Source organism: Pseudoalteromonas sp. JC28, assembly GCF_013319255.1.
Taxonomy (GTDB): domain Bacteria; phylum Pseudomonadota; class Gammaproteobacteria; order Enterobacterales; family Alteromonadaceae; genus Pseudoalteromonas.
Genome location: NZ_QOKX01000006.1, coordinates 183,728 through 203,341, shown reverse-complemented (window position 1 = coordinate 203,341; position 19,614 = coordinate 183,728). Strand labels below are relative to the sequence as shown.

Sequence of the window (19,614 nt, the reverse complement as noted above, 5' to 3'; positions counted from 1 at the left end):
GTGCGGGGCTAGCCTCGCACATTGTTTGATAGCAGTCCGCAACGATTACCTACAACTCATACCAAACACTAAACCAAACACGGTTTTCATTGGTCATATTACGCCCCTCTATACGACCAACTCCAGCACTAAACTGTAGATCGGTTAATCCGGCAGGAGCAAAATCAGCGGCCTTATCTAATATCACTCGAGACAAAGGTAAGCGCATCTTAATACCGTAATTTTGCCCAATCACTTCTCCATCTAACTGATGCTGCTTATAAAATAACTTAGGTTTGCCCTGCTGCCATGAAGTTGCAAATTCATAGCCTAAATAGCGGCTTCCCGTTGCAAATAGATGCGGCAACATAGGTTCGCTGACAGCGTGTAAACTGTTACTAATACTAGTGCTGGTAAGCGCTCCACCGCCCACAGATAGAGGCAATTCGCTGCTGTAGCGGCTATCGACCGATGCATAGAATGGAATTTGCCATGCTTTAGCAAACAAGCTCAGCTGATAATCAAAACCATCTAATTCACCTAGCCACTGAGCTGCAGAGACTTGCAGTGCTACACCATGCTGCTGCGTATCCCACATTGCACGACCGTTAAAGCCGTAACGCCCGCCGCTCCATGCTTTTTCACCATGTTGCACACGAATAACGCCCAATTCGGGAGCGAGGAAATTCAATGCTTCACCAAAACGATAGCTAGATGACAAGGCAAATTGCTTAAAGCTGCTTTTATTCTGGGTCTTTACTTGTGGCGAGCGAGACTGCTTATCCGCTTCTAGCTCTTGATATCCAGCATCAAACGTCGTTTTCCAGTTTTCATGACGATATTCAAGTTGGGCAAATGCGCCCATCAACGCACCATTATTGATGCTTTTCTCGGCTCCAAGCTGCCAAGCAAGTTGGCGCAGCACATCCTGCCCTTTTAATGCCACGCCCAAACTATCAAAAGAGGCGCTATTTAATGCGCCTGATAAGGCGACAGAATAAGACTGTTCGAACACAGAATAATCAGAACTGGGCAGCGCGGTTTGATCTATCTTAGCCGCAGGTAATTGATGGGGATGCTGCTCTTTTTGTTCCGCCTCATTCACTTGCTCCAACACGCTTACGGTGCGCCAAGCCGGAGACACTATTTTGTTAACCTTGACCCCCTCAGGGGTCGCATAGCTCACCAGTAACTGCTGTGAATGGGTAATAATTTGCTCAAGCGGTTTAGCACTCACAGGTAAGGTTTCAAGTATTTTACTCGCCACATCATAACGCATCACCGCTAAGTGGCCTGCGACTCCGGAAATAAAGTACAACTTGTCATCATCATGAGACCAAGTTAATCCCGAAAGGTATTGATGTGACTTGGGTAAATAAACAATTTTAGTTGTATCATGGCTAAGATCTTTAACAACAAGTTGCCAGCGTTTGTTAGGAGTAACATGCACATAGGCTAATGTCGTCTTTTTATTAGAGAGCACAGGAAAGTCATGGACATCCCCAAGCTTGCTTGTGGTGATTGGCGTTTGCTTGCCTGAGTCCAGCTCTATGGTCACCAGCTGTGAGTAACCTAAACGGGACACCTCCGCAATTACGGTGTTGGCATCAACAATACTAAAGCGACGAATACCCGCACCTTCGGTTAGTTGCTTCGGCTTTCCAGTACCAACTTTCCAGACAAACAAATCATTGATAAAGGTATCGTCTGCAGCTGGCGTTTTTGCAACGAAATAAATATGGCTGTCATTCAGCCACTGGGGGTAATAGATACCAGCAAAATTGTGAGCATCAAGCTGCGCAAGTCGCTTTTTTGGAAAGACTTCAGGTGCAATATCCACAATATCTTTAGGATCGGCATTTAATATCGCTTCGTTGCGCTTATTAAATTGCTCAATGGCTTCTACATTTTCTTTGTTTTCGTAGATATTGAGTGTGACTTGGCGTTTACGATTTTGCTCTACCACCAAAAACTGACTGCCATCTGGAGAGAATGCAATATCTCGAGCAGCATATGCGAACCGCTGCCAAAGTTCACTCTGTGTCGGAACCAAGGCCAGCTCCTGCTGCATGGCCTGATAGCTATATTCAACAATAAAGCGACGATATAACTGACTGGCTGGCGCTCCAAAAGCACCACTAAATGCGGTTTCAAAACTGCGAGATTCCACCGCCTGCACTCTTGTCCACACGGCATCTAACGTCTGTGCGCCATAATTATCCTCAAGCCATGCTAGAAAACGTACGCCTACTAAGTATGCCATGGAGTTGGAAAGGTAAGACTTGTCGCCATTATCTAAAGCGCTATAGGTCGGTAATGCGCCTTGCTGCGCGTAATAGCGCACAATGCTCTCACTGTAATTATCGTATAAACGTCCTCGTCCCGTTAATCTAGACTCCAGCAAGGTCGCATAGCCTTCGCTGACCCAACGCGGTAATACCGCATCGAGCAAGTCGGTAATATCGTGCCAATCTCTGAGATGTTGTCGCCATTGATTACGGCTAGGTTGTGATAGGTGAACGAGATGAATATATTCGTGCAAAATGAGCAACTGCTGCCAACTGGTGTTATTTGCGATGACGGAATCAGCTTGAGGCGGCGTTGCTTGCAGTGCCATCATTGGTTTATCTGTGCTGGGTAATGCAAAGCCATTGGCCGTATTTTCTGGATCGTAAATAATCACATCAGCACGTTCACTCAAGGCTCTACCTTGTTGTGCCAGCACTTTATCTCGAACCACTTCCAGCTCATTTGCTGCAGAATACGCCCATTGCTGAAGCGCTTGAGGATAATGCACATTGAAGTTTTCGGTTTTGATGGTTTGCCACTTAGCCTGTAAACCAAAGCTCGTAAAAGCAACAAAAATTATCAGTAGCGCTCGCATTACCTTTCCTAAATAAATCCAGTTGCGCTAGCTTAACAAGAGATGTAAAGAAAAAGTGTGCTTTTTAGTAACAATTTCTTGCGCACGTTTCACCTTAAAATGTCTATTTTGAGGCAAGCAAGATCTGCGTTGCTCTAAATGCGCGTAATTTTTCAGTGCTTTTGTGGCTGTGCAAGGGTGATAAACAAGCTAAGTACCCCTAGAGACACTGCAAACACAAAAAATACTACGGTTGAACTCAACCCCGCCTGCCACTTTGCCGCGGCGATTAAACCCGCGCTCAATAACACCGCCAACTTTGCCTTGGTGTGCGCGTGTGGTTTGAATGATTTGGAGTAGCTATACGCCATAAAGATAAAGCAGCTGGCCAACAGATAAGTGACTAACATGGTAGCTCCTTGCCAAGGTTTTGAAGGAACTTTAATTATATGCTAATGATAATTATTATCAATAAGGCAAAGTGATTTTTATTAATCCTCCTGAGTCTGTGTTGTGACAACTCAGTTGTCCATCGTGTAACTCTACAATGGTGCGGCTAAAGGTTAAACCTATTCCCTGCCCGCCTTCTTTGGTGGAATAGAAAGGAGTAAGCATGTTATCTAGGTTGGCAAAGCCCGGGCCATTGTCTTGCACATCAATCACCGCTTGTTGCTGCTGATAATAAGCATGTAGTGTCAACTTGGCACTTTCACCACTGGCCTCAATGGCATTTTTAACTAAGTTAATCAGCACTTGCTCAATTAAGGCTTTATCGAGATTGAGCGTATTCACGGTGCAATTTACTTGGATGTCGGTATCCTCAAATAACGCAGCAACAGAAGACAGTAACAGCATGATAGAGACTGACTCCCGATCTAGCCTTGGGGTTTGCGTAACTTTGGCGTATTGGCTCACAAATTGTTGTAAATGCTGGCAACGCTGACCTATTACACTTAGCGCATGCTGCTCTTTTTTGTCCTTTGCTCTTGCTAATAAGGTTTGCGCTAGGGAGCTTACGGGCGTCAAACTGTTGTGGATCTCATGACTTATTACTCGGATTAAATGTTGCCAAGCAGCCAGCTCCTTTTTACGTAATGCCTTAGTAATATCGAGTGCGACAAGTAAAGAAAACTGCTTACCCTCTTGAAAGAATTCACTACTTTGTAGTTGCCACCGAGATTGCTGCGCTGTATCTGCAAAATGCCAGTGATTATCTTGTTGCACCAGCCCAAACTGAGCCGCGCTTATTCCCTTACACTCTAACCAAGGGCGATGATAAAGCGACTCAAATGCACCATTGGCATAGGCAAGTTTGAGTTTTTCGTCAAACATCATAATAGGCGTATTAAGGCTGTCTATTAGCTGATAAATGATAAACTGCTGACTATGATAGCGGCGCTTTTGACTGTGTAGCTGTGCACTTAAGGCCAGTAAGCGCTGTTCAAATTCGGCTACCACGCCCGCTGTATAATGTGGCTTAATAGTTTGCGTAAGATCACTTTGTGCAATCGCTTCTAGCTGCCAATTAGCACGCATGGCAATACGCTTAAGGTGAGACAGCAGTATTTTTTGTAACCCGCCCAACAGCCCCAACACACTCACCGATACGGCAGCTACCCACGTTATCTCTAGCTGTAATTGCAGAAGCAGCAAAGTCAGTAAAACCGTACAGCTAATGGTTAACAGCGTACAGTAGGCCCCAAGCCGCCACTCAGCGCTAGCCAGATGTTTTAAGGCCATATTTTTCCAAACGCCGATAAAGAGAAGAAGCCGTGAGTCCAAGTATTTTAGCGGCTTCTGCGACATTGCCTTGAGCGCGTTGCATCGCTTGCTCCACCATTTCTTGCTCCACTTGTTGCAAAGTCTTGCTTGGCATATCACTGATCACTTTAGGTGCGGCGGTAAAGCGTAGTTGGCAATCACTGAGCTCAATCTGCAAGCCTTCCGCCATTAACACGGCTCGCTCCATGACGTGACTTAACTCACGCACATTGCCGGGCCAATTGTGTTCAATCAACACAGCTTTAACCGCAGGGCTAAGTTCACGAATTGGCTCACCATACTGCGCACAGAATTTAGCAACAAAATACTCAGCCAACGGCACGATATCGCCAAACCGCTCGGCGAGCCTCGGCACTTCAATCACAATTGTATTGATGCGATATAACAAGTCTTCTCGGAACTCACCGGCTTTCACTAAGTCGTCAAGATTGGTGTTGGTTGCGCAAATAAGTCGACAATCCGCTTGTTGCGTCTGACTGCTACCCACAACTTCATAACTGCCATTTTCCAGCACCCGCAGTAATTTTGCTTGTAAAGGAAGTGGAATAGTCGCAACTTCATCCAAAAATAATGTGCCCTGCTTTGCCATTGCAAAACGACCAACACGATGCTGCTTTGCATCTGTAAACGCCCCTTTGCTATGACCAAACATCTCACTTTCGAATAATGATTCTGGCACCGCGCCCATATTCACCTCAACCCAAGGTCCTGCTGAACGATTAGATTGTTGGTGTAACCACTGAGCTAAATGACTTTTCCCCGCGCCACTTGGACCGGTAAGCAGCACCCGAGCGTCGGTTTTTGCTACTTTGGCAAGCTGCTTATATAAAGATTGCATCGCCTGAGAGCGCCATTGAAACGCGCCGCGCTCGCTGTGTTTTGCTACGATATTCGCTTGCTTTAATGATATTTTGAGTTGTTGCTGCACGGCTTGCAGCAGCTGCTGATTGTCCCATGGCTTTTCGATGAAGTCGCTCGCACCAAGCTGCATTGCAGACACCGCTAACGCGACATTTCCCCAACCGGTAATACAGATCACTGGCACATTAAGAATGGAGTCACGTAGCCAGCGCAAAAAGTCCAGCCCTTCATTACCTGAAGTGGTATCTCGGGAGAAGTTCATATCGAGCAAGGCTAATGACACTTGCTTAGCGGTGAGCAGTGGCTTGGCAAGCTCTAAGGTTGCCGCCTCAATTACATTGAAACCTTGATCTTCTAAAAAGAATACGGCGCTGAGGCGTACTTCGGCGTTATCGTCGATAACCAGTATTGTGGGCTTTTCCATAGGGGGAATTTTTATTGTTATAGGGTTTCAGCGGAGCATAGTGTGCTCCGCGAATATAAAATTATAACCAACGGATGATTGTACTTAAGGTATGGCTTTCACCTGGTGCAAGTTGCACGGCATCGTCCATTACGTTACAAGCTTCTAAGCACAACATCTTGTGGTATTCGTCATCATTAAAGTTGCTTAAACGCTGTGACTTTTCAATCCATGGGTTCCAAAGCACACAAGAAGTTGAGTTTTCACGTTTTACTTCAATAATGCCCGCAGGCGTGTTGATGGTTTGCACCGGGCTTGCTTGGGTGTACACCATATCGGTTTCGCGGGCAAAGCTAACTACTTCGGTTTGCTCAAATGGACCTTCACCAAATTCGATATATTTCGCGCCTTGTAACCCGTCTACCGTGGTATTACCGACTTCTGGCGTTGGGAAATACGTATGTAAGGCTTGCGTTAACGTAAATGGCGCATCACCAGTATTGATATTGGTCAGTCGCACTTCAAGCTTGTCTGATAACACAAACTCGACCTCTAATTGTGACGTGTGTGGCCAGTATTGCGCTTCAACTAAGGTCATCGGTAGTGTGAGTTTAACGGTAATTTCATCGCTTTTTTCTTCAACGCTGTGCGCACGCCAAAGTAGCTTGCGAGCAACCCCATGAATTGGCCAATCCGCTTTGCTATGTACGCCAAACCAAGGCCAACAGATTGGAATACCACCGCGTACTGGTTTACCTTCAAGGTAATCTTCCGCCTCAGAAACCCAAATTAAATTGCCTTTTCCTGCTGGTGTAAACTCGGTAAGTTGCGCGCCCTGTAAAAAGATCTTCGCTTGGCAAAATGCACTGTCGACCCAAATATACTCTAGTCCGGACTCAGTGCGCTCGATTGAAACTGAAGGTGATAATTCCATGGTGATTCCTACGTCAACTCAATGATATGCCTACCTTACCACTTAAATACTACGAGTAAACTGTTATCCATCCAATTTGAAAGTTATTCAATTATACCAATGCGGTAGCACCGTGAGAGCGTTGCTCTCACGATTTATGGAACTTGAGGATTGGGCTAAAGCTATACTTTAAATTTGCCCACCAGCTCTGTGAGTGTGCTCGACAATGAATGTAATCTCACGCCATTTTGATTGGTATTCACAGCGATATCACTCACGCTATCCGCAGCATTTTTAATTTCCACCACGTTGCGATTAATGTCTTCAGCAACATGTTGCTGCTCTTCAGCTGCGGTGGCGATTTGCGTGTTAAGGTCGCTAATATTGACAATCGCTTGGGTAATTTCACTAAATTGTTGTTGCGCTGAGTTTGTCAGTTCAACCGTTTGCTCCGTACGCGTTAGGCTGCGCTTCATTTCTCCCGACACCATTTCCGTCATTTTTCTAAGCTTATCAAGCTGAGAGGCAATTTCTTCCGTCGATTCAGAGGTACGCTGCGACAACGCGCGTACTTCATCGGCCACAACGGCAAAGCCACGGCCATGTTCACCTGCGCGTGCCGCCTCTATTGCCGCATTTAACGCTAAAAGATTGGTTTGTTCTGCTATGCCTCGGATCACGCTGAGTATCGACATAATATTTTCGCTTTCGGTGTCGAGCTGCATGATATCTGCGGTTGCCTTATTGATCACTTCAGATAATGTTGTGACGCTCTCGACAGACTCTGTTATCACCCTTTGGCCCAACTCAGATGCTTGCTGAGTTTGTCCTGCAAGCTCAGCCGCATTGGCGCAGCTTGCCGCCACTTCATTTGCGGTTGCCGCCATCTCATTAATAGCAGTAGCAGCCATTTCAAGCGCTTGCTGTTGTTGACTGGTAGCGCCGGTGAGCTGATCAGACTGCGAAGCGGTTTGTCGTGAGGTTTCATTAACTTGCTGCGCACACTCGTTGATTTGCGTCACCAACTCAGCAATGAGATTTAAAAACAAATTAAAACTCGTCGCCAGTTTGCCCGTTTCATCCTGAGCTTTAATGTCTAAACGCTGCGTTAAATCACCACCGCCTTGCGAAATTTCAGTTAAACCGTCACTCACTTCTACAATGGGCGCTGAAATCAACTTAGAAATATAACTTGCTAGCAACAAAAATACGGTGATCAGGACAGCACTTAGAATCAATATCGTCAGCGTCATCGCATTGGCTGCAGCCATTACCTCACTTTTTTCAACTAAACCAATAAACTTCCAGCCTAATTTGGGTGCTGTATAGATGTTGGCAAAGTAGTCTTGCCCGTTAATTTCGAGCTCAAATAGCCCATCTTTATTTTGAGCCAATTCACGATAGCGGCCGTTCGCAATGTCTGCCAGCTTTTTAAATCTATGTTCGGAGAACTTGGCATCGACCAACACATTTCCAGTGTCTTCCACTAGCATTAAATAGCCGGTCTCGCCCAATTTGATATTGCGGATGATTTTGGTCAACCCTTGCAGTGACACATCCATACCTTGAACACCCACGGTTTGACCATTGGCAGTAACCGCTTTTACCGTCGACACAATCACCATATCATCCGGCGCCCAATAATAGGCGCTAGTGCGGATCGTCTCACCATTTCCCGATTGCCCTGTTTGATACCAAGGACGCTGTCTAGGATCGTAGTTTGCATTCACTTCACCTAGAGGCCATTGAATATAACCACCTTGCTGATTCCCCATGTAGATATAGGCAATGCCGGGGTGCGTGTTACCAAAGTGCTCAAATAACGAATATGCTGCTTGCTCTGTTTTACTTCCTACTTTGGAATTAAGTCGAGTGGTGCTGGTTGAATCCATATAAGTTTTCACGTCTTGCTGCGCGCTCAAGACTTGTGCATGGGTTGCCAAATAGTCTACGTTTTTTGCAATTTCATCAAAAAACATCTGTATGCCATTCTCAACCTGTAGCGCCTCTCGATCACTGAGCTCCGAGAAGGTCTCTATTCCCTGCTGCCTAGTTTGACTGATAATAAGCCCCGCGATGATTAACAAAGGAAGCGCGATTGCCGTTGCGAAAGACAGCTTTAATTTTTGCGATATATTCATGAATAAACACCGTTTCACAGATAGTAAAAATATAGTGAGGGATAGGCTATTGGGCAAGAATGACATACAAATGTGATCACTTGTTCGTCTTATATTCATCTTAGGTATGGTTAAATGTTGGGTAACTTTGAGGTCGGATAGGCCACAGTGTTACTATGGATAATTCAATCAAGGGCCATAAAATTTATTTGCTTTCTGCAATGATAGCTTTGGTGGTCTACAATTTGTAAGAGGTTTTGCGCTCAACCATTTAACAACGGGACAACTATGTTAAAACTTTCAACCATCTCACTCGGATTAGGTCTAGCACTTTGCTCTAATTCAGTGCTTGCCGAAAACTCAGAAATTGACGCGTTAAAGCGCCAATTGGCTGAACTTCAGAAGAAACTCACGCAGCTAGAACAAAAAGAGCAGGCGCGAGCACAACAGGAAAAAATCGCAAAGGCTGAAAAAGCCGAAGCAAAAGCTGAAACTAAAACTCAAGTTGCAGCAGCTGAAACAAAACCGGCCATCAAAGTCGGCGGCGCGATCAGAACAAACTACAGCCATACGTCTTATGACGATGACAACAAGAACCGTGGCGGCGATTTTGACTTCGATATTTTCAGATTGAACTTCTCTGGCAATGTCGGAGGCTTTGGCTTAAATGCTGAAATCCGCTTTTTCGACTATATGACTGCGGTAAAATACGCTTACCTAGACTATGACTTTGCCGACCATTGGCAAGCTCAGGTTGGTATGACTAAAGTACCTTTTGGTAACTCACCTTACAATTCACACAACTGGTTCTTTAACACTACCTATTATATTGGTCTTGAAGACGACCACGACATGGGGGTGGTATTTAAACGTAAAGTGGCGGACAACTGGCAGCTTGATCTTGGTTTTTTCAAAAATGATGAGCTAGGTGGTGTGGACGGTTACGTGGATGACCGCAGCGATCGCTACTCTTATGACGTGGTAGGTTTCCGTAAAGCGGGCGATGGCGTTTATGACGACCCAACGCAACCAATCGGCGAATACAACACCTTTGTTGGTCGTTACGCGTATCATATTGAACACAACGGTGGCACAACTGAAATTGGCGTCTCTGGTCTTGCCGGAGGCCTTCACGACGGTAATGACCGAGCAGGTGATTACAATGCGTGGGCACTACATTTAAATAGCAACATTGGCCCTTGGAACTTACAGTTACAACACGGTGAATACCATTACGATATTGATGATGTAAACCGTATGGCAGTAGGTGCTTATGCATTTTATGATTCCATCGCAGCAGAAGCCACCATGTCGAACTTTAATGTAGCGTACAACCTGCCAGTTGAGTTCGGTCCAATTACCGATCTGCAATTTTATAACGACTTCGGTATTATTTACGACAAATCCGATAACACTGAAGACACCTGGATGAATGTCACAGGTGTGTCACTCGCTGCGGGTGCATTCTTCACCTATGTTGATTTAGTTCACGCGAAAAACCAGCCGTTTATTGGTGGTTCAATCGCAGGCGATAGTGACGAAAGCGAGCGTCGCTTCAACATTAACTTCGGTTATTACTTTTAATCTAAGGGATTAATCTTAGGTATTAAATCAAAAAGGCGATGCGCTTGTTGGCGCATCGCCTTTTTATTACCTTACTTTCTGAAATACCAATAAGATCAGCCTTTACTCTGTGGTTGCCCTCCAACCAAGGCGCTCCGCTTCAGCGGCGGCAAATTGAGGTAAGTCTGCGGCGATAAATTGTTTGTGCAGTATTTGCACACCAAGCAAGTGATTGATCACGGCATCTAGTTGCACTTTGAGTGAATCATCTGCGTCTGGCGATTCATGTAACTCAAATAGCGCATTTACCGCTTCAAAATCTAATAAACCAGCGGCTTCTACAGCTTGTCTAGATAAGTATTTATCGGCCAGCACGCGCATTGCCGCCCATTTTTTCTTATCCGAGTGCGCCGGTGGTGCCATAAAAGCAAACTTTTCTCGTTCATACAGCACTTCTGGCAGCAGTCCTTTCATCGCTTCACGTAACACGTACTTTTCTTTACGATCTTTAATGCGATATTGCGGGGGAATGGTAAAGGCAAACTCAGCGAGGTGATGATCCAAAAAGGCAGGCCTTGCCTCCATCGAATTGGCCATGTCGACCCTATCTCCACCCCAAGTTAATATTTGCCCCTCAAGCATGGTTTTAATCCACACATACTGGGCTTTGTCGAGTGGATGGCGGGACTCTAACATAGCATCATCTAAAGTCTCGGCAATCGCTTTGCCTGCATCATAACCCGTGAGTATTTCTCTGTGTTCGGCGGCAACGAGTTGATGGGCAAAGTGACTGCATGACAGCCAAGGCTGCAAACAACTTGGTGTGAAACCAACCACCTCATCTAATGCTGCACTATCGTATTGCTCACGGGAAAGCATAGCCCCCTTAAACAACTTATTGCTGTCTTCCAGCATGGTTTGCCACTGGGCTTTTTCGGTGTCATCAAGTTCATCTAAACCATATAAAAACAGGTCTTTTCTAAATGCTGGATAACCCGCAAAAAGCTCATCGGAGCCTTCTCCGGTCATCACAACTTTATAATTAGACTCGTTAACTTGCTGGCTCATCAGGTATTTCGCAACACCAAGCGTGTTATAAATAGTTCGTTCGGTATGCCATAAGGTTCGCTCGAAATGGCCATATAGCTCGTCACCGCTTAACGACATAATATGATGATCGGCCTTGGTGGCTTGCGCCATTTGCTTTGCAATCGGCGTTTCGTCGTACTCAGCACTATCAAAGCCTATGGTAAAGGCCTTAATTGGTGCTTGTGCCGCAGCTGAAGACAAACCCAAAATAGCGCACGAGTCTATGCCGCCACTTAAGTAACAACCTACCGGGACGTCTGCGGTGAGTCTCAACTGCACCGCTTCTAGGAGCTGTTTGCGCACGCCATCAATGTAATATTCTTCATCTTTGCTGTTCAAATACGATTGCGCCGTTGGAAAGTTAACATCCCAATAAGGTCTATCTTCAATGCTAAAACCTTGTTCGCTTCTGGTGATACTAACAACATGTCCAGGTTTGATTTGATGTACATTCGCAAATGCCGTGCTGCCGGGCACCATGACTTGGATCAGTTGATGAAATAGGCCTTCACTTGAGAATCGGCGCTTAACTTTAGGGTTGGCAAACAGCACCTTCAGTTCTGAGCCAAACACAATTTCGTCTTCTGTTTGGGTGTAGTACAAAGGTTTAATACCAAAGCGGTCTCTCACTAAGTGTAGTGTATCGGTTTGTTGGTCATACAACGCAAACGCAAACTCACCGCGCAGATGCGTCAGCATCTCATCGAGACCAAGCTGCTGATATAAGTGCATGGCAATTTCTGAGTCGCTTTTACTTTGGAACCTTGCCCCTTTTGCTACCAGCTCAGCTCGGATCCGCGCGTAATCGTAAAACTCACCGTTGTGAGCCAACATTAGACGCTTGTCAGAACTAATAAAGGGCTGCCGCCCTCGCTGCTCGTCGAGGTCGATTATCGACAGTCTGGCGTGACTAAATCCCACGCCAGCCATTTGTTTATAGCCAAAACCGTCGGGACCACGATGATGTTGAATGGCTGCCATGTTTACTAATAATTGATTATCTACTTGTGTTTGCGCTTGCGTTGAAAAAATACCAGCAATTCCGCACATAATATCTCCCTAAATCACATCCATCACAGTACTGGCGCGCTGCACCATACAGGTCAATAAGGCTTGGCGTAAAAAGACGGCACCACGTGCCTGACTAAAATACCAATTGTGTGGCGTGGCATCTAAACTGGTGCACAGCTCTTCACCTCGAGCCAGAGGATGAAGCACTATCGCATCGGGCTTAAAGGGGGAATCTGCGCTCAATTTAAACGACTTTCCATAGGTTTCGAAGCTTTCACCAACCCATGCAATGGAGTTGATATACACCACATCAAGCTCAGGTAAAACGGCGTTCAAGTCATGGCCGATAGACACTTTGACCCCCGCTTCCTCTAGCTGGGCTAATTGGTCGCTCGACACCGCTTCCTCGACACTCTCGTCGTAGAGCAGGAATATTTCGTCCACAATGCGCGGAAAATGTGTAAACATTTTCAGCAGGCTACGCACCGTACGCATTTGGCTCGGCACGCCAATCACGCCAATTTTTATAGGGCTAAAGGCTTCGCTGTCAGGGAGTAATAACGACGGCCGCCATTTGAAGATAGTGTATAGATCAGACATCGCTTGTGTTGGGTGCTCATCAATGCCATTACCAGCGTTGATAATTGGGATCCGTAGGCTGTGGATCATCTCTTCAATAGACTCCACAGAGGTGTCACGTAAAACGACACAATCGCCATAATTATTGAACATCTCGGCGACATCTTGCAGCGACTCCCCTTTCGCAATGCCCGTTGAGGAGCGATCAGTGATCGACATAATATCGCCCCCCAAGCGGTGCCATGCACTTTCAAACGACAGACGGGTGCGAGTGCTGGGTTCATAAAACGCACTGATCAAAATTTTGCCACTAAGCGGCGAGCTGAACCTTGCAGGGTTACTTTCATATTTCGCGGCGAGGCGGAATAACTGGATCAGCACGTCTCGGTCAAGGTGGTCGACACTGATAATGTGCTTATTCTCCAAACAATGCAGCCTGTCCCCGTCTTCTTGTATCGCTCTGAGTAATGCTTTGGGATGTGCATCCCCGTAAACATCCGGCTGCGCTCGATTAAACTCTACTTGCTGCGCACTTACCATAACTGCCTCTTTTTAAAATCAATAAGGAACATAACGACAAGGACAACAGGACATAAACAACTGAGCACTATGGCCAGCCAAATTAAACTAGAAAATGCGCCCAAGGAGATCATACATCCTCCACTTTGCTTTGTGTGCCCAACGCTTGCCAATGGAATGATTGCTGACTAAAACGCCAAGCAATCACACAAATTAATAACGACACCGCACAAGAAACTAATGCAGCGACATAAAAGCCAATATAAAAATACCCAATCAAGCCAGATAGCGTGCCAAGCAACATAGCCCAGCCAGCGCTATTTCCCGTCATTCGCGCAAAGTACAAACCAAATACGATAGGCCAAATGGTGCTGGCGACGAAGGCACCAGCGAAGTTCAACAAGGCACCCAGCGTGGCGATTTTTGGTAAACACAAAAGCCAAGTTACTACACCTAAGATGACAATAATCCACTTAGCACTTTTTAAGCGTTCGCTATCGCTCGCCTTTGGTTTGATGTATTGCAGGTAAATATCTTGATTGATGAGATCTGACGTTGCGGCGAGCAAAGAGTCCAAACTCGATGCTAGCGCTGAGAACACCACAATGAACAGAATGATCGAGCCGGTATAGCCGAGCACTTGGCTTGCAACCAAGGGTCCCACCATATCGGCGCTAGCGGGATACAAACCTAAACTCGGCGCTGCCAGCGCAATAAACCCAGTTACGATGGGGATCGGTAGCCACAGTAGTCCTGCGATAAAATACGCCTTTTTGCCCACCCCACCTTTAAATGCAAACGCCCTTGACCACCATACGTTGCTGTGAAAAATTTCTCCTAAACCAAAAAAGATATTGTTGAATAAAAACATCACAGCGGCAGGAAAAAGCAGGTCGAGTAGCTTGGGGTGGTCGCTACTGAGTTTTTGGTGAATTGGTTCAAGCCCAACATTCATCGCCACGACAATGGCAATTCCGACGACACCTGCCAAAATAATAATGGCCTGTAGAAAGTCCGTGGCGATCACCGCTTTTAGACCGCCAAAGAGCGTGTAGACCACACACATCAGCAGAATAATCGACATACCAAGGTGATAATCTAAGCCACTTAGGGTGTGTAGCAAAATACCACCGGCCATGCCTAGACTAACGAGCCAGCTCATGGCATACACGAAAGAGATCAGCAAAAAGACCCACCAAGAGAAACGCCCAAACCGCAACCGCATGAAGTCGCCACTGGTGTAGCCGTGGGGTAGTAAAGTTTTGATGCGTTGGCTTAGCGGCGCAAATAGCAACAATCCGAATGCGGCACAGGCGTAGCCTATCATGCCCCAAATACCAAACTGATAAGTGAGCTGTGGCGCAACTAAAGTGGTATTACTGGTGACCCAAGTTGCCATCGCAGTGGCACAAGCAAAGGCCAACCCAACATTTCTACCGGCCAGCGCAAATTCATTATGTGACTGCACGCGCCTGCCAATCCACCAGCCAAAAAATACCCATAGCAAAGCAAACGCTAGGGCAAGACCGAGCGCCAATGAAGCATTTATCATACGCTTTCCTTATCGTGCGTTTGCTTATTACCCACCATAATCATCCCTACAAGTAGCACAAATAAGCACAAGCCCAGTACAAACAGCGCAAGCGCCAGCGTTAACTGATGATGTTTGACTGAAAATGAGACCGACGTTTGTGCCGAGTTAGCAGAGGGACTACCTAAGGTTGCGAGATAATCACCATCAGCCAAGCCACTAATGGTTACCGCTTGTTGAGTCGGCTGAAGCGAAAGGGAGAGGGAGTAAGGTTCCGAAAGATGTTGAATGGATAGCTGTGTTGGTTGTTGTAGAGGCGGACCTGTACGCTCAATGTGTAGCGTAATAAACCCAGCAGTCACGACCTCATCGCTCACCCTCAGCGAGGCAGCAAGCCCATTAAAGCTCGCAGCAAGTAAGACCAAGGTTACTACTCGGGCGATCCACATCCTCATAATCCCTAACTGCGGTTATCCAAGTCCGAATTCGCCGCAAGTTTTGCTATCCACACTATTCTAGTAGTAACAAAGACTAGCCCAAGGATCAAATTTGTCTAGTAAAGCCTCACCCAATTTCACCCCAGCCTTACATTTATTCTTTTGTTTTTATTGCTCTTTTTTGAACACATTGCAGCAGTAAATTACTCCCAGCTTCAACATCATGCCAATGACTCCATTCGTCTGGCGCATGGCTAACGCCGTTGAGTGATGGAATAAATATCAGCCCCGTGGGACACACTTCTGAAAAAAACTGGCTATCGTGACCAGCACCACTTGGCATGATTTGATAATTCAATGACAAGGCCTCTGCCTGTTGACTAATAAATTCCACTATCTCAGGTGTGCATTTCATTGGAGACAACCAACTCACCTGCTCGTATTCAAACATTAAATGGTGTTTTCGAGCGATGGCTGAAAGCGCTTTACGACAGGCAATTTCAAGGTTCTCCATCACGGTTTCGTCCATATCACGCGCGACGATGGTGAAATCCACCTCTCCAGCAATCGTATGTGCAAAACCCGGCTTTAATTCTGCCTTACCGACGGTGATCCTCGTGGTATCTGTGCCGTCCTCTGCAATAATGCGGTCTAACTGGTAGGCAAAGTCAGCCAACCCCATAAAGGCGTCGCTGCGCATCTCCATGGGGGCTGTGCCTGCGTGGTCGGCCTTTCCAATTAATTTAACCATCCATTTAAATACTCCCGAAATCCCTTCCACCACACCAATTTGAATGCCTTTTTGATCAAGCACGGGCCCTTGCTCTATATGTAATTCAAAAAAACTATTTATTTGCTCAGGTTCTAGCCTCGCATTCAGTGCATCCATAGGGTCTAACCCTTGCGCGCGCATGGCATCACTAAGCATACAGCCATCCGCATCATGACTTGTGAGTAATTGGTGAGGCGTTAACTTCCCGGTGAGCGCTTGTGCCCCAATCATGCCGCCAAAGCGCCCTTCTTCTTCACTGGTACCGATGACCCAAATCGGCCTATCCAATTGCACATTGTGCTCTTTTAAAATACGAATACACTCAAACCCCGCAATGACGCCCAAAGTTCCATCAAACATGCCACCTGCTGGTACACTGTCGAGATGAGAGCCGATGATCACTGCGGGTTTCGCTGCGATATCCGGACTGGTCATTTCAATAATCACATTGCCAGCGCCATCCATACGACTCACAAATCCTTCGCTTTGTGCGCATTCCATCAGCCATTTACGCGCTGCAAAATCCTCATTGCTAAAACCTTGGCGATAAATTCCCTTATCTTCATGGTTATAGCCGAACTCCGCGAGCGCAAATAAGGTAGACTTTAGACGTTCTAAATTTACTTGCATACTTTGCTCCTCAACGTTTCAGTCGCACCACTTCCCTGTACTTAACCTGAGATCAGATTCGCTATTTCAAACACTGACGTCCGACTGATAATCTCTTTGCTTTAGCTTAGTTGAAAATTCGCGAATTTCAGCCGCTGTGATATGCTTTTAATAATTGGCTTCTGGTTAACAATGTTGGCTCAGGTCACCGTGATGCGCTGCCAGTTCAGCACTCCCGAAATATGAGGATGCCTATGCGTAAGAAAATCCCCCTATTCAATCGTTGTTTTTGGCTGCATGTTGCTGGCATCGTATTTGTTGGTCTCGGCTTTATCGGCATGGCACTGCCTGTTATGCCTACCACCATCTTTTTTATTCTTGCCCTTGCTTGCTTTACCCGCTCTTCTCCTAAGTTAGAAAACTGGCTGCTTACCCACCCCAAATTTGGCCCGAGTCTGCTTGCATGGCGACAACATCAGGTGATCCCCATAAAAGGCAAGATTGGCGCGGCAGTTGGCATGAGTGTTGGCTTACTGGCACTGAGCTTTAGTGGCGCACCTGTTTGGGTGGTGTGGTCTGTCGCTATAACCGAAGCCGGAGTGCTCAGCTATATTCTAACGCGTCCGTCCATAATTCCTGTAAGCACAAAGTAGTCCCACTTATAACAAACAAAATAAAAACAACAAAAATACATATATAACCCACTATTTACATTAAGTCCCTTTTTAGGGTATACAGTTTGTTCTTGTAAAAGAAACAATAAAAACTGAGATACCATGAAAATAAAAATAACTTATCTAGCTACTTTGCTAGGCATACTTCATGGCACTGCTAGTGCCCAACAAGAATACCCATTATTTCCAGGTGATCCCCTTGTCAACCAACAATGGCATTTGAAAAATACAGGGCAAAATGCTTTTTCTGAGCGGGGTGGTGTTGCAGGAGAAGATCTAAACCTTAGCCTTACTCATGCGCTTGGTATTATGGGAACAGGCGTAACCACCGCAGTCATCGACGGTGGTGTTGAGCTTACTCACCCTGATCTTATAAACAATGTAAAACCAGGCTCATGGGATTTCCTTACGAATTCTGCTGATTTAAAACCAGCCAACAGCGGCGATGGTCACGGTACAGGTGTCGCAGGTATCATTGCTGCCAGTGCATTTAATGGCATTGGCGGTCGTGGTGTCGCACCTAGAGCCGGGCTCGTTGGCTTTAACTATCTTAAAAACGGAAGTATGGAAAATTGGTTACAGTCTCACGGCATGTATTCTGATGGTTTCAACAAAGCTTCTTTTGATTTTCCTAGAGTATTTAACCAAAGCTATGGCCGAACCCTTTCATCACCGCAAACATTTAACTACGACTTCTCTCCATGGCTACAGACCTATGAAGATGCTCAAGAAGAGATCACGACTACAAGTCACAGCGGCCGCGGTGCAATTTTCGTAAAATCTGCAGGTAATGGTTACCAAGCTCAAAGCTTTAATGCCAGTGGTTTAGGGCCTGGGTATCTATGGTTTGCAAATCGTAACCATGGCTTACCAATGCAAGATGTTAACTTAGAGCGTATTGATACCAGCTATTGGAATTTGGTTGTGTCTGCTTATAATGCTGACGGTAAACGCTCGTCATACTCTACGGTTGGTTCAAGCGTCTTTGTCAGTGCGCCTGGCGGTGAGTACGGCTCAACCACTCCCGCTATAATCTCTACGGACATCAGTGGCTGTGACTGGGGAAGCAACCCGACCAATCTGCGTAACACCTTACATGGAAGCCATCCACTGGATCCTAATTGTGATTATAATGCAACGATGAATGGCACTTCTTCCGCTGCACCAAACACGACAGGGGCAATTGCACTTATCATGTCAGCAAACCCGGCATTAACTTGGCGCGATGTGAGACATATCTTAGCCTCTACAGCGCGTAAAATTGATGCGGACAATCCTGGCGTTACATTGACCTTTAATAATGCGGCTGGAGAAGCACAACAATATGATGCGATCCCCACATGGCAGCGCAATGCTGCAGGTTATAACTACCATGGCTTCTACGGCTTTGGTGCAATTGATGTTGATGCTGCAGTAAATATGGCTCGTTTCTATAATGAAGATAGAGGTAATTTCACTATCACACCTTGGCAGCAAGTTAATGCTAATGTCACCATTCCTGACGGTAGCCTTGCTGGCGCAGAAAGTTCGGTACAAATTGACAACGATGTCACCGTAGAAGCCGTACAGATCCGTGTAACCGGTGAGCATACCAGTACCCGTGACGTTGCAATTGAGCTTATTTCTCCATCAGGTACTCGCAGCGTATTAATGACGCCAAGAACAGGAACTATTTCTGGACGCAACGGCTTTAATGATATGCAAATGCTATCGCATCACTTCTATGGCGAACCTGCGCAAGGCCAATGGACCATTCGGTTAATTGATACACAAAGTGAGGACGAAGCCTTTATCTTTGATCCAGTAAGTGGCGCACCGGACATTCGTGCTGTACACAGAAATAATGCGCAAGATGGCCAGCTTACCTCTTGGCAAATTCGTTTTATTGGTCATAACTAAGGAGAACCAT

The 19,614-nt window shown here is 46.1% G+C and carries 14 protein-coding genes; 3 read left to right on the top strand and 11 right to left on the bottom strand.

What is annotated here, in order from left to right:
- Positions 1-49: 49 nt before the first annotated feature.
- From DS891_RS14995 to DS891_RS14970, 6 genes are all read right to left on the bottom strand, one after another.
- The gene (locus DS891_RS14995; RefSeq protein ID WP_174170212.1) at positions 50-2,863 is read right to left on the bottom strand and encodes a hypothetical protein; all 2,814 of its coding nucleotides are present in this window, start codon (positions 2,861-2,863) and stop codon (positions 50-52) included.
- Between the two features lie 152 nt (positions 2,864-3,015).
- Complete coding sequence (locus DS891_RS14990) at positions 3,016-3,252, bottom strand: hypothetical protein (RefSeq protein WP_174170211.1); 237 nt, start codon at positions 3,250-3,252, stop codon at positions 3,016-3,018.
- 58 nt (positions 3,253-3,310) lie between these two features.
- Complete coding sequence (locus tag DS891_RS14985) at positions 3,311-4,582, bottom strand: PAS domain-containing sensor histidine kinase (protein WP_174170210.1); 1,272 nt, start codon at positions 4,580-4,582, stop codon at positions 3,311-3,313.
- Positions 4,560-5,909, bottom strand: coding sequence for a sigma-54 dependent transcriptional regulator (locus DS891_RS14980; protein WP_174170209.1), 1,350 nt, complete (start codon positions 5,907-5,909; stop codon positions 4,560-4,562). Before DS891_RS14980 ends, DS891_RS14985 begins: the two co-directional genes overlap by 23 nt.
- Positions 5,910-5,970: 61 nt before the next feature.
- Positions 5,971-6,822 (bottom strand): D-hexose-6-phosphate mutarotase, encoded by an 852-nt coding sequence (locus tag DS891_RS14975; RefSeq protein ID WP_174170208.1) that lies wholly within the window; start codon positions 6,820-6,822, stop codon positions 5,971-5,973.
- Between the two features lie 161 nt (positions 6,823-6,983).
- The gene (locus tag DS891_RS14970) at positions 6,984-8,942 is read right to left on the bottom strand and encodes a methyl-accepting chemotaxis protein (RefSeq protein ID WP_174170207.1); all 1,959 of its coding nucleotides are present in this window, start codon (positions 8,940-8,942) and stop codon (positions 6,984-6,986) included.
- Positions 8,943-9,209: 267 nt separating this feature from the next.
- On the opposite strand from DS891_RS14970, the gene DS891_RS14965 reads away from it, so the two are divergent.
- Positions 9,210-10,505 carry a porin gene (locus DS891_RS14965; protein WP_174170206.1) on the top strand — a complete coding sequence of 432 codons (1,296 nt, stop codon included), beginning with the start codon at positions 9,210-9,212 and terminating at the stop codon, positions 10,503-10,505.
- 102 nt (positions 10,506-10,607) lie between these two features.
- Here DS891_RS14965 and asnB read toward each other — a convergent pair whose 3' ends face one another.
- The 5 genes from asnB to DS891_RS14940 all read right to left on the bottom strand — a co-directional run bounded on the left by asnB (position 10,608) and on the right by DS891_RS14940 (position 17,052).
- Positions 10,608-12,623, bottom strand: coding sequence for an asparagine synthase (glutamine-hydrolyzing) (asnB, locus tag DS891_RS14960; RefSeq protein WP_174170205.1), 2,016 nt, complete (start codon positions 12,621-12,623; stop codon positions 10,608-10,610).
- A 9-nt stretch (positions 12,624-12,632) separates the two neighbouring features.
- Positions 12,633-13,703, bottom strand: coding sequence for an aspartate carbamoyltransferase (locus tag DS891_RS14955; protein ID WP_010606932.1), 1,071 nt, complete (start codon positions 13,701-13,703; stop codon positions 12,633-12,635).
- 109 nt (positions 13,704-13,812) lie between these two features.
- Positions 13,813-15,234 (bottom strand): sodium:solute symporter family protein, encoded by a 1,422-nt coding sequence (locus tag DS891_RS14950; RefSeq protein WP_174170204.1) that lies wholly within the window; start codon positions 15,232-15,234, stop codon positions 13,813-13,815.
- Positions 15,231-15,662 (bottom strand): hypothetical protein, encoded by a 432-nt coding sequence (locus DS891_RS14945; RefSeq protein WP_174170203.1) that lies wholly within the window; start codon positions 15,660-15,662, stop codon positions 15,231-15,233. The genes DS891_RS14950 and DS891_RS14945 overlap by 4 nt, the downstream gene beginning before the upstream one ends.
- A 142-nt stretch (positions 15,663-15,804) precedes the next feature.
- The gene (locus DS891_RS14940; RefSeq protein WP_174170202.1) at positions 15,805-17,052 is read right to left on the bottom strand and encodes a Zn-dependent hydrolase; all 1,248 of its coding nucleotides are present in this window, start codon (positions 17,050-17,052) and stop codon (positions 15,805-15,807) included.
- 233 nt (positions 17,053-17,285) lie between these two features.
- On the opposite strand from DS891_RS14940, the gene DS891_RS14935 reads away from it, so the two are divergent.
- The gene (locus tag DS891_RS14935) at positions 17,286-17,684 is read left to right on the top strand and encodes a YbaN family protein (RefSeq protein ID WP_010606936.1); all 399 of its coding nucleotides are present in this window, start codon (positions 17,286-17,288) and stop codon (positions 17,682-17,684) included.
- A 123-nt stretch (positions 17,685-17,807) separates the two neighbouring features.
- A complete protein-coding gene (locus DS891_RS14930) occupies positions 17,808-19,604 on the top strand; it encodes a S8 family serine peptidase (protein ID WP_174170201.1) in 1,797 nt (598 codons plus the stop codon).
- The last annotated feature ends 10 nt before the right edge of the window (positions 19,605-19,614 follow it).

Coding starts and splice junctions, on each gene's coding strand:
- DS891_RS14995 (WP_174170212.1), bottom strand. CDS start 2,863: ATGCGAGCGCTACTGATAATTTTTGTTGCTTTTACGAGCTTTGGTTTA.
- DS891_RS14990 (WP_174170211.1), bottom strand. CDS start 3,252: ATGTTAGTCACTTATCTGTTGGCCAGCTGCTTTATCTTTATGGCGTAT.
- DS891_RS14985 (WP_174170210.1), bottom strand. CDS start 4,582: ATGGCCTTAAAACATCTGGCTAGCGCTGAGTGGCGGCTTGGGGCCTAC.
- DS891_RS14980 (WP_174170209.1), bottom strand. CDS start 5,909: ATGGAAAAGCCCACAATACTGGTTATCGACGATAACGCCGAAGTACGC.
- DS891_RS14975 (WP_174170208.1), bottom strand. CDS start 6,822: ATGGAATTATCACCTTCAGTTTCAATCGAGCGCACTGAGTCCGGACTA.
- DS891_RS14970 (WP_174170207.1), bottom strand. CDS start 8,942: ATGAATATATCGCAAAAATTAAAGCTGTCTTTCGCAACGGCAATCGCG.
- DS891_RS14965 (WP_174170206.1), top strand. CDS start 9,210: ATGTTAAAACTTTCAACCATCTCACTCGGATTAGGTCTAGCACTTTGC.
- asnB (WP_174170205.1), bottom strand. CDS start 12,623: ATGTGCGGAATTGCTGGTATTTTTTCAACGCAAGCGCAAACACAAGTA.
- DS891_RS14955 (WP_010606932.1), bottom strand. CDS start 13,703: ATGGTAAGTGCGCAGCAAGTAGAGTTTAATCGAGCGCAGCCGGATGTT.
- DS891_RS14950 (WP_174170204.1), bottom strand. CDS start 15,234: ATGATAAATGCTTCATTGGCGCTCGGTCTTGCCCTAGCGTTTGCTTTG.
- DS891_RS14945 (WP_174170203.1), bottom strand. CDS start 15,662: ATGTGGATCGCCCGAGTAGTAACCTTGGTCTTACTTGCTGCGAGCTTT.
- DS891_RS14940 (WP_174170202.1), bottom strand. CDS start 17,052: ATGCAAGTAAATTTAGAACGTCTAAAGTCTACCTTATTTGCGCTCGCG.
- DS891_RS14935 (WP_010606936.1), top strand. CDS start 17,286: ATGCGTAAGAAAATCCCCCTATTCAATCGTTGTTTTTGGCTGCATGTT.
- DS891_RS14930 (WP_174170201.1), top strand. CDS start 17,808: ATGAAAATAAAAATAACTTATCTAGCTACTTTGCTAGGCATACTTCAT.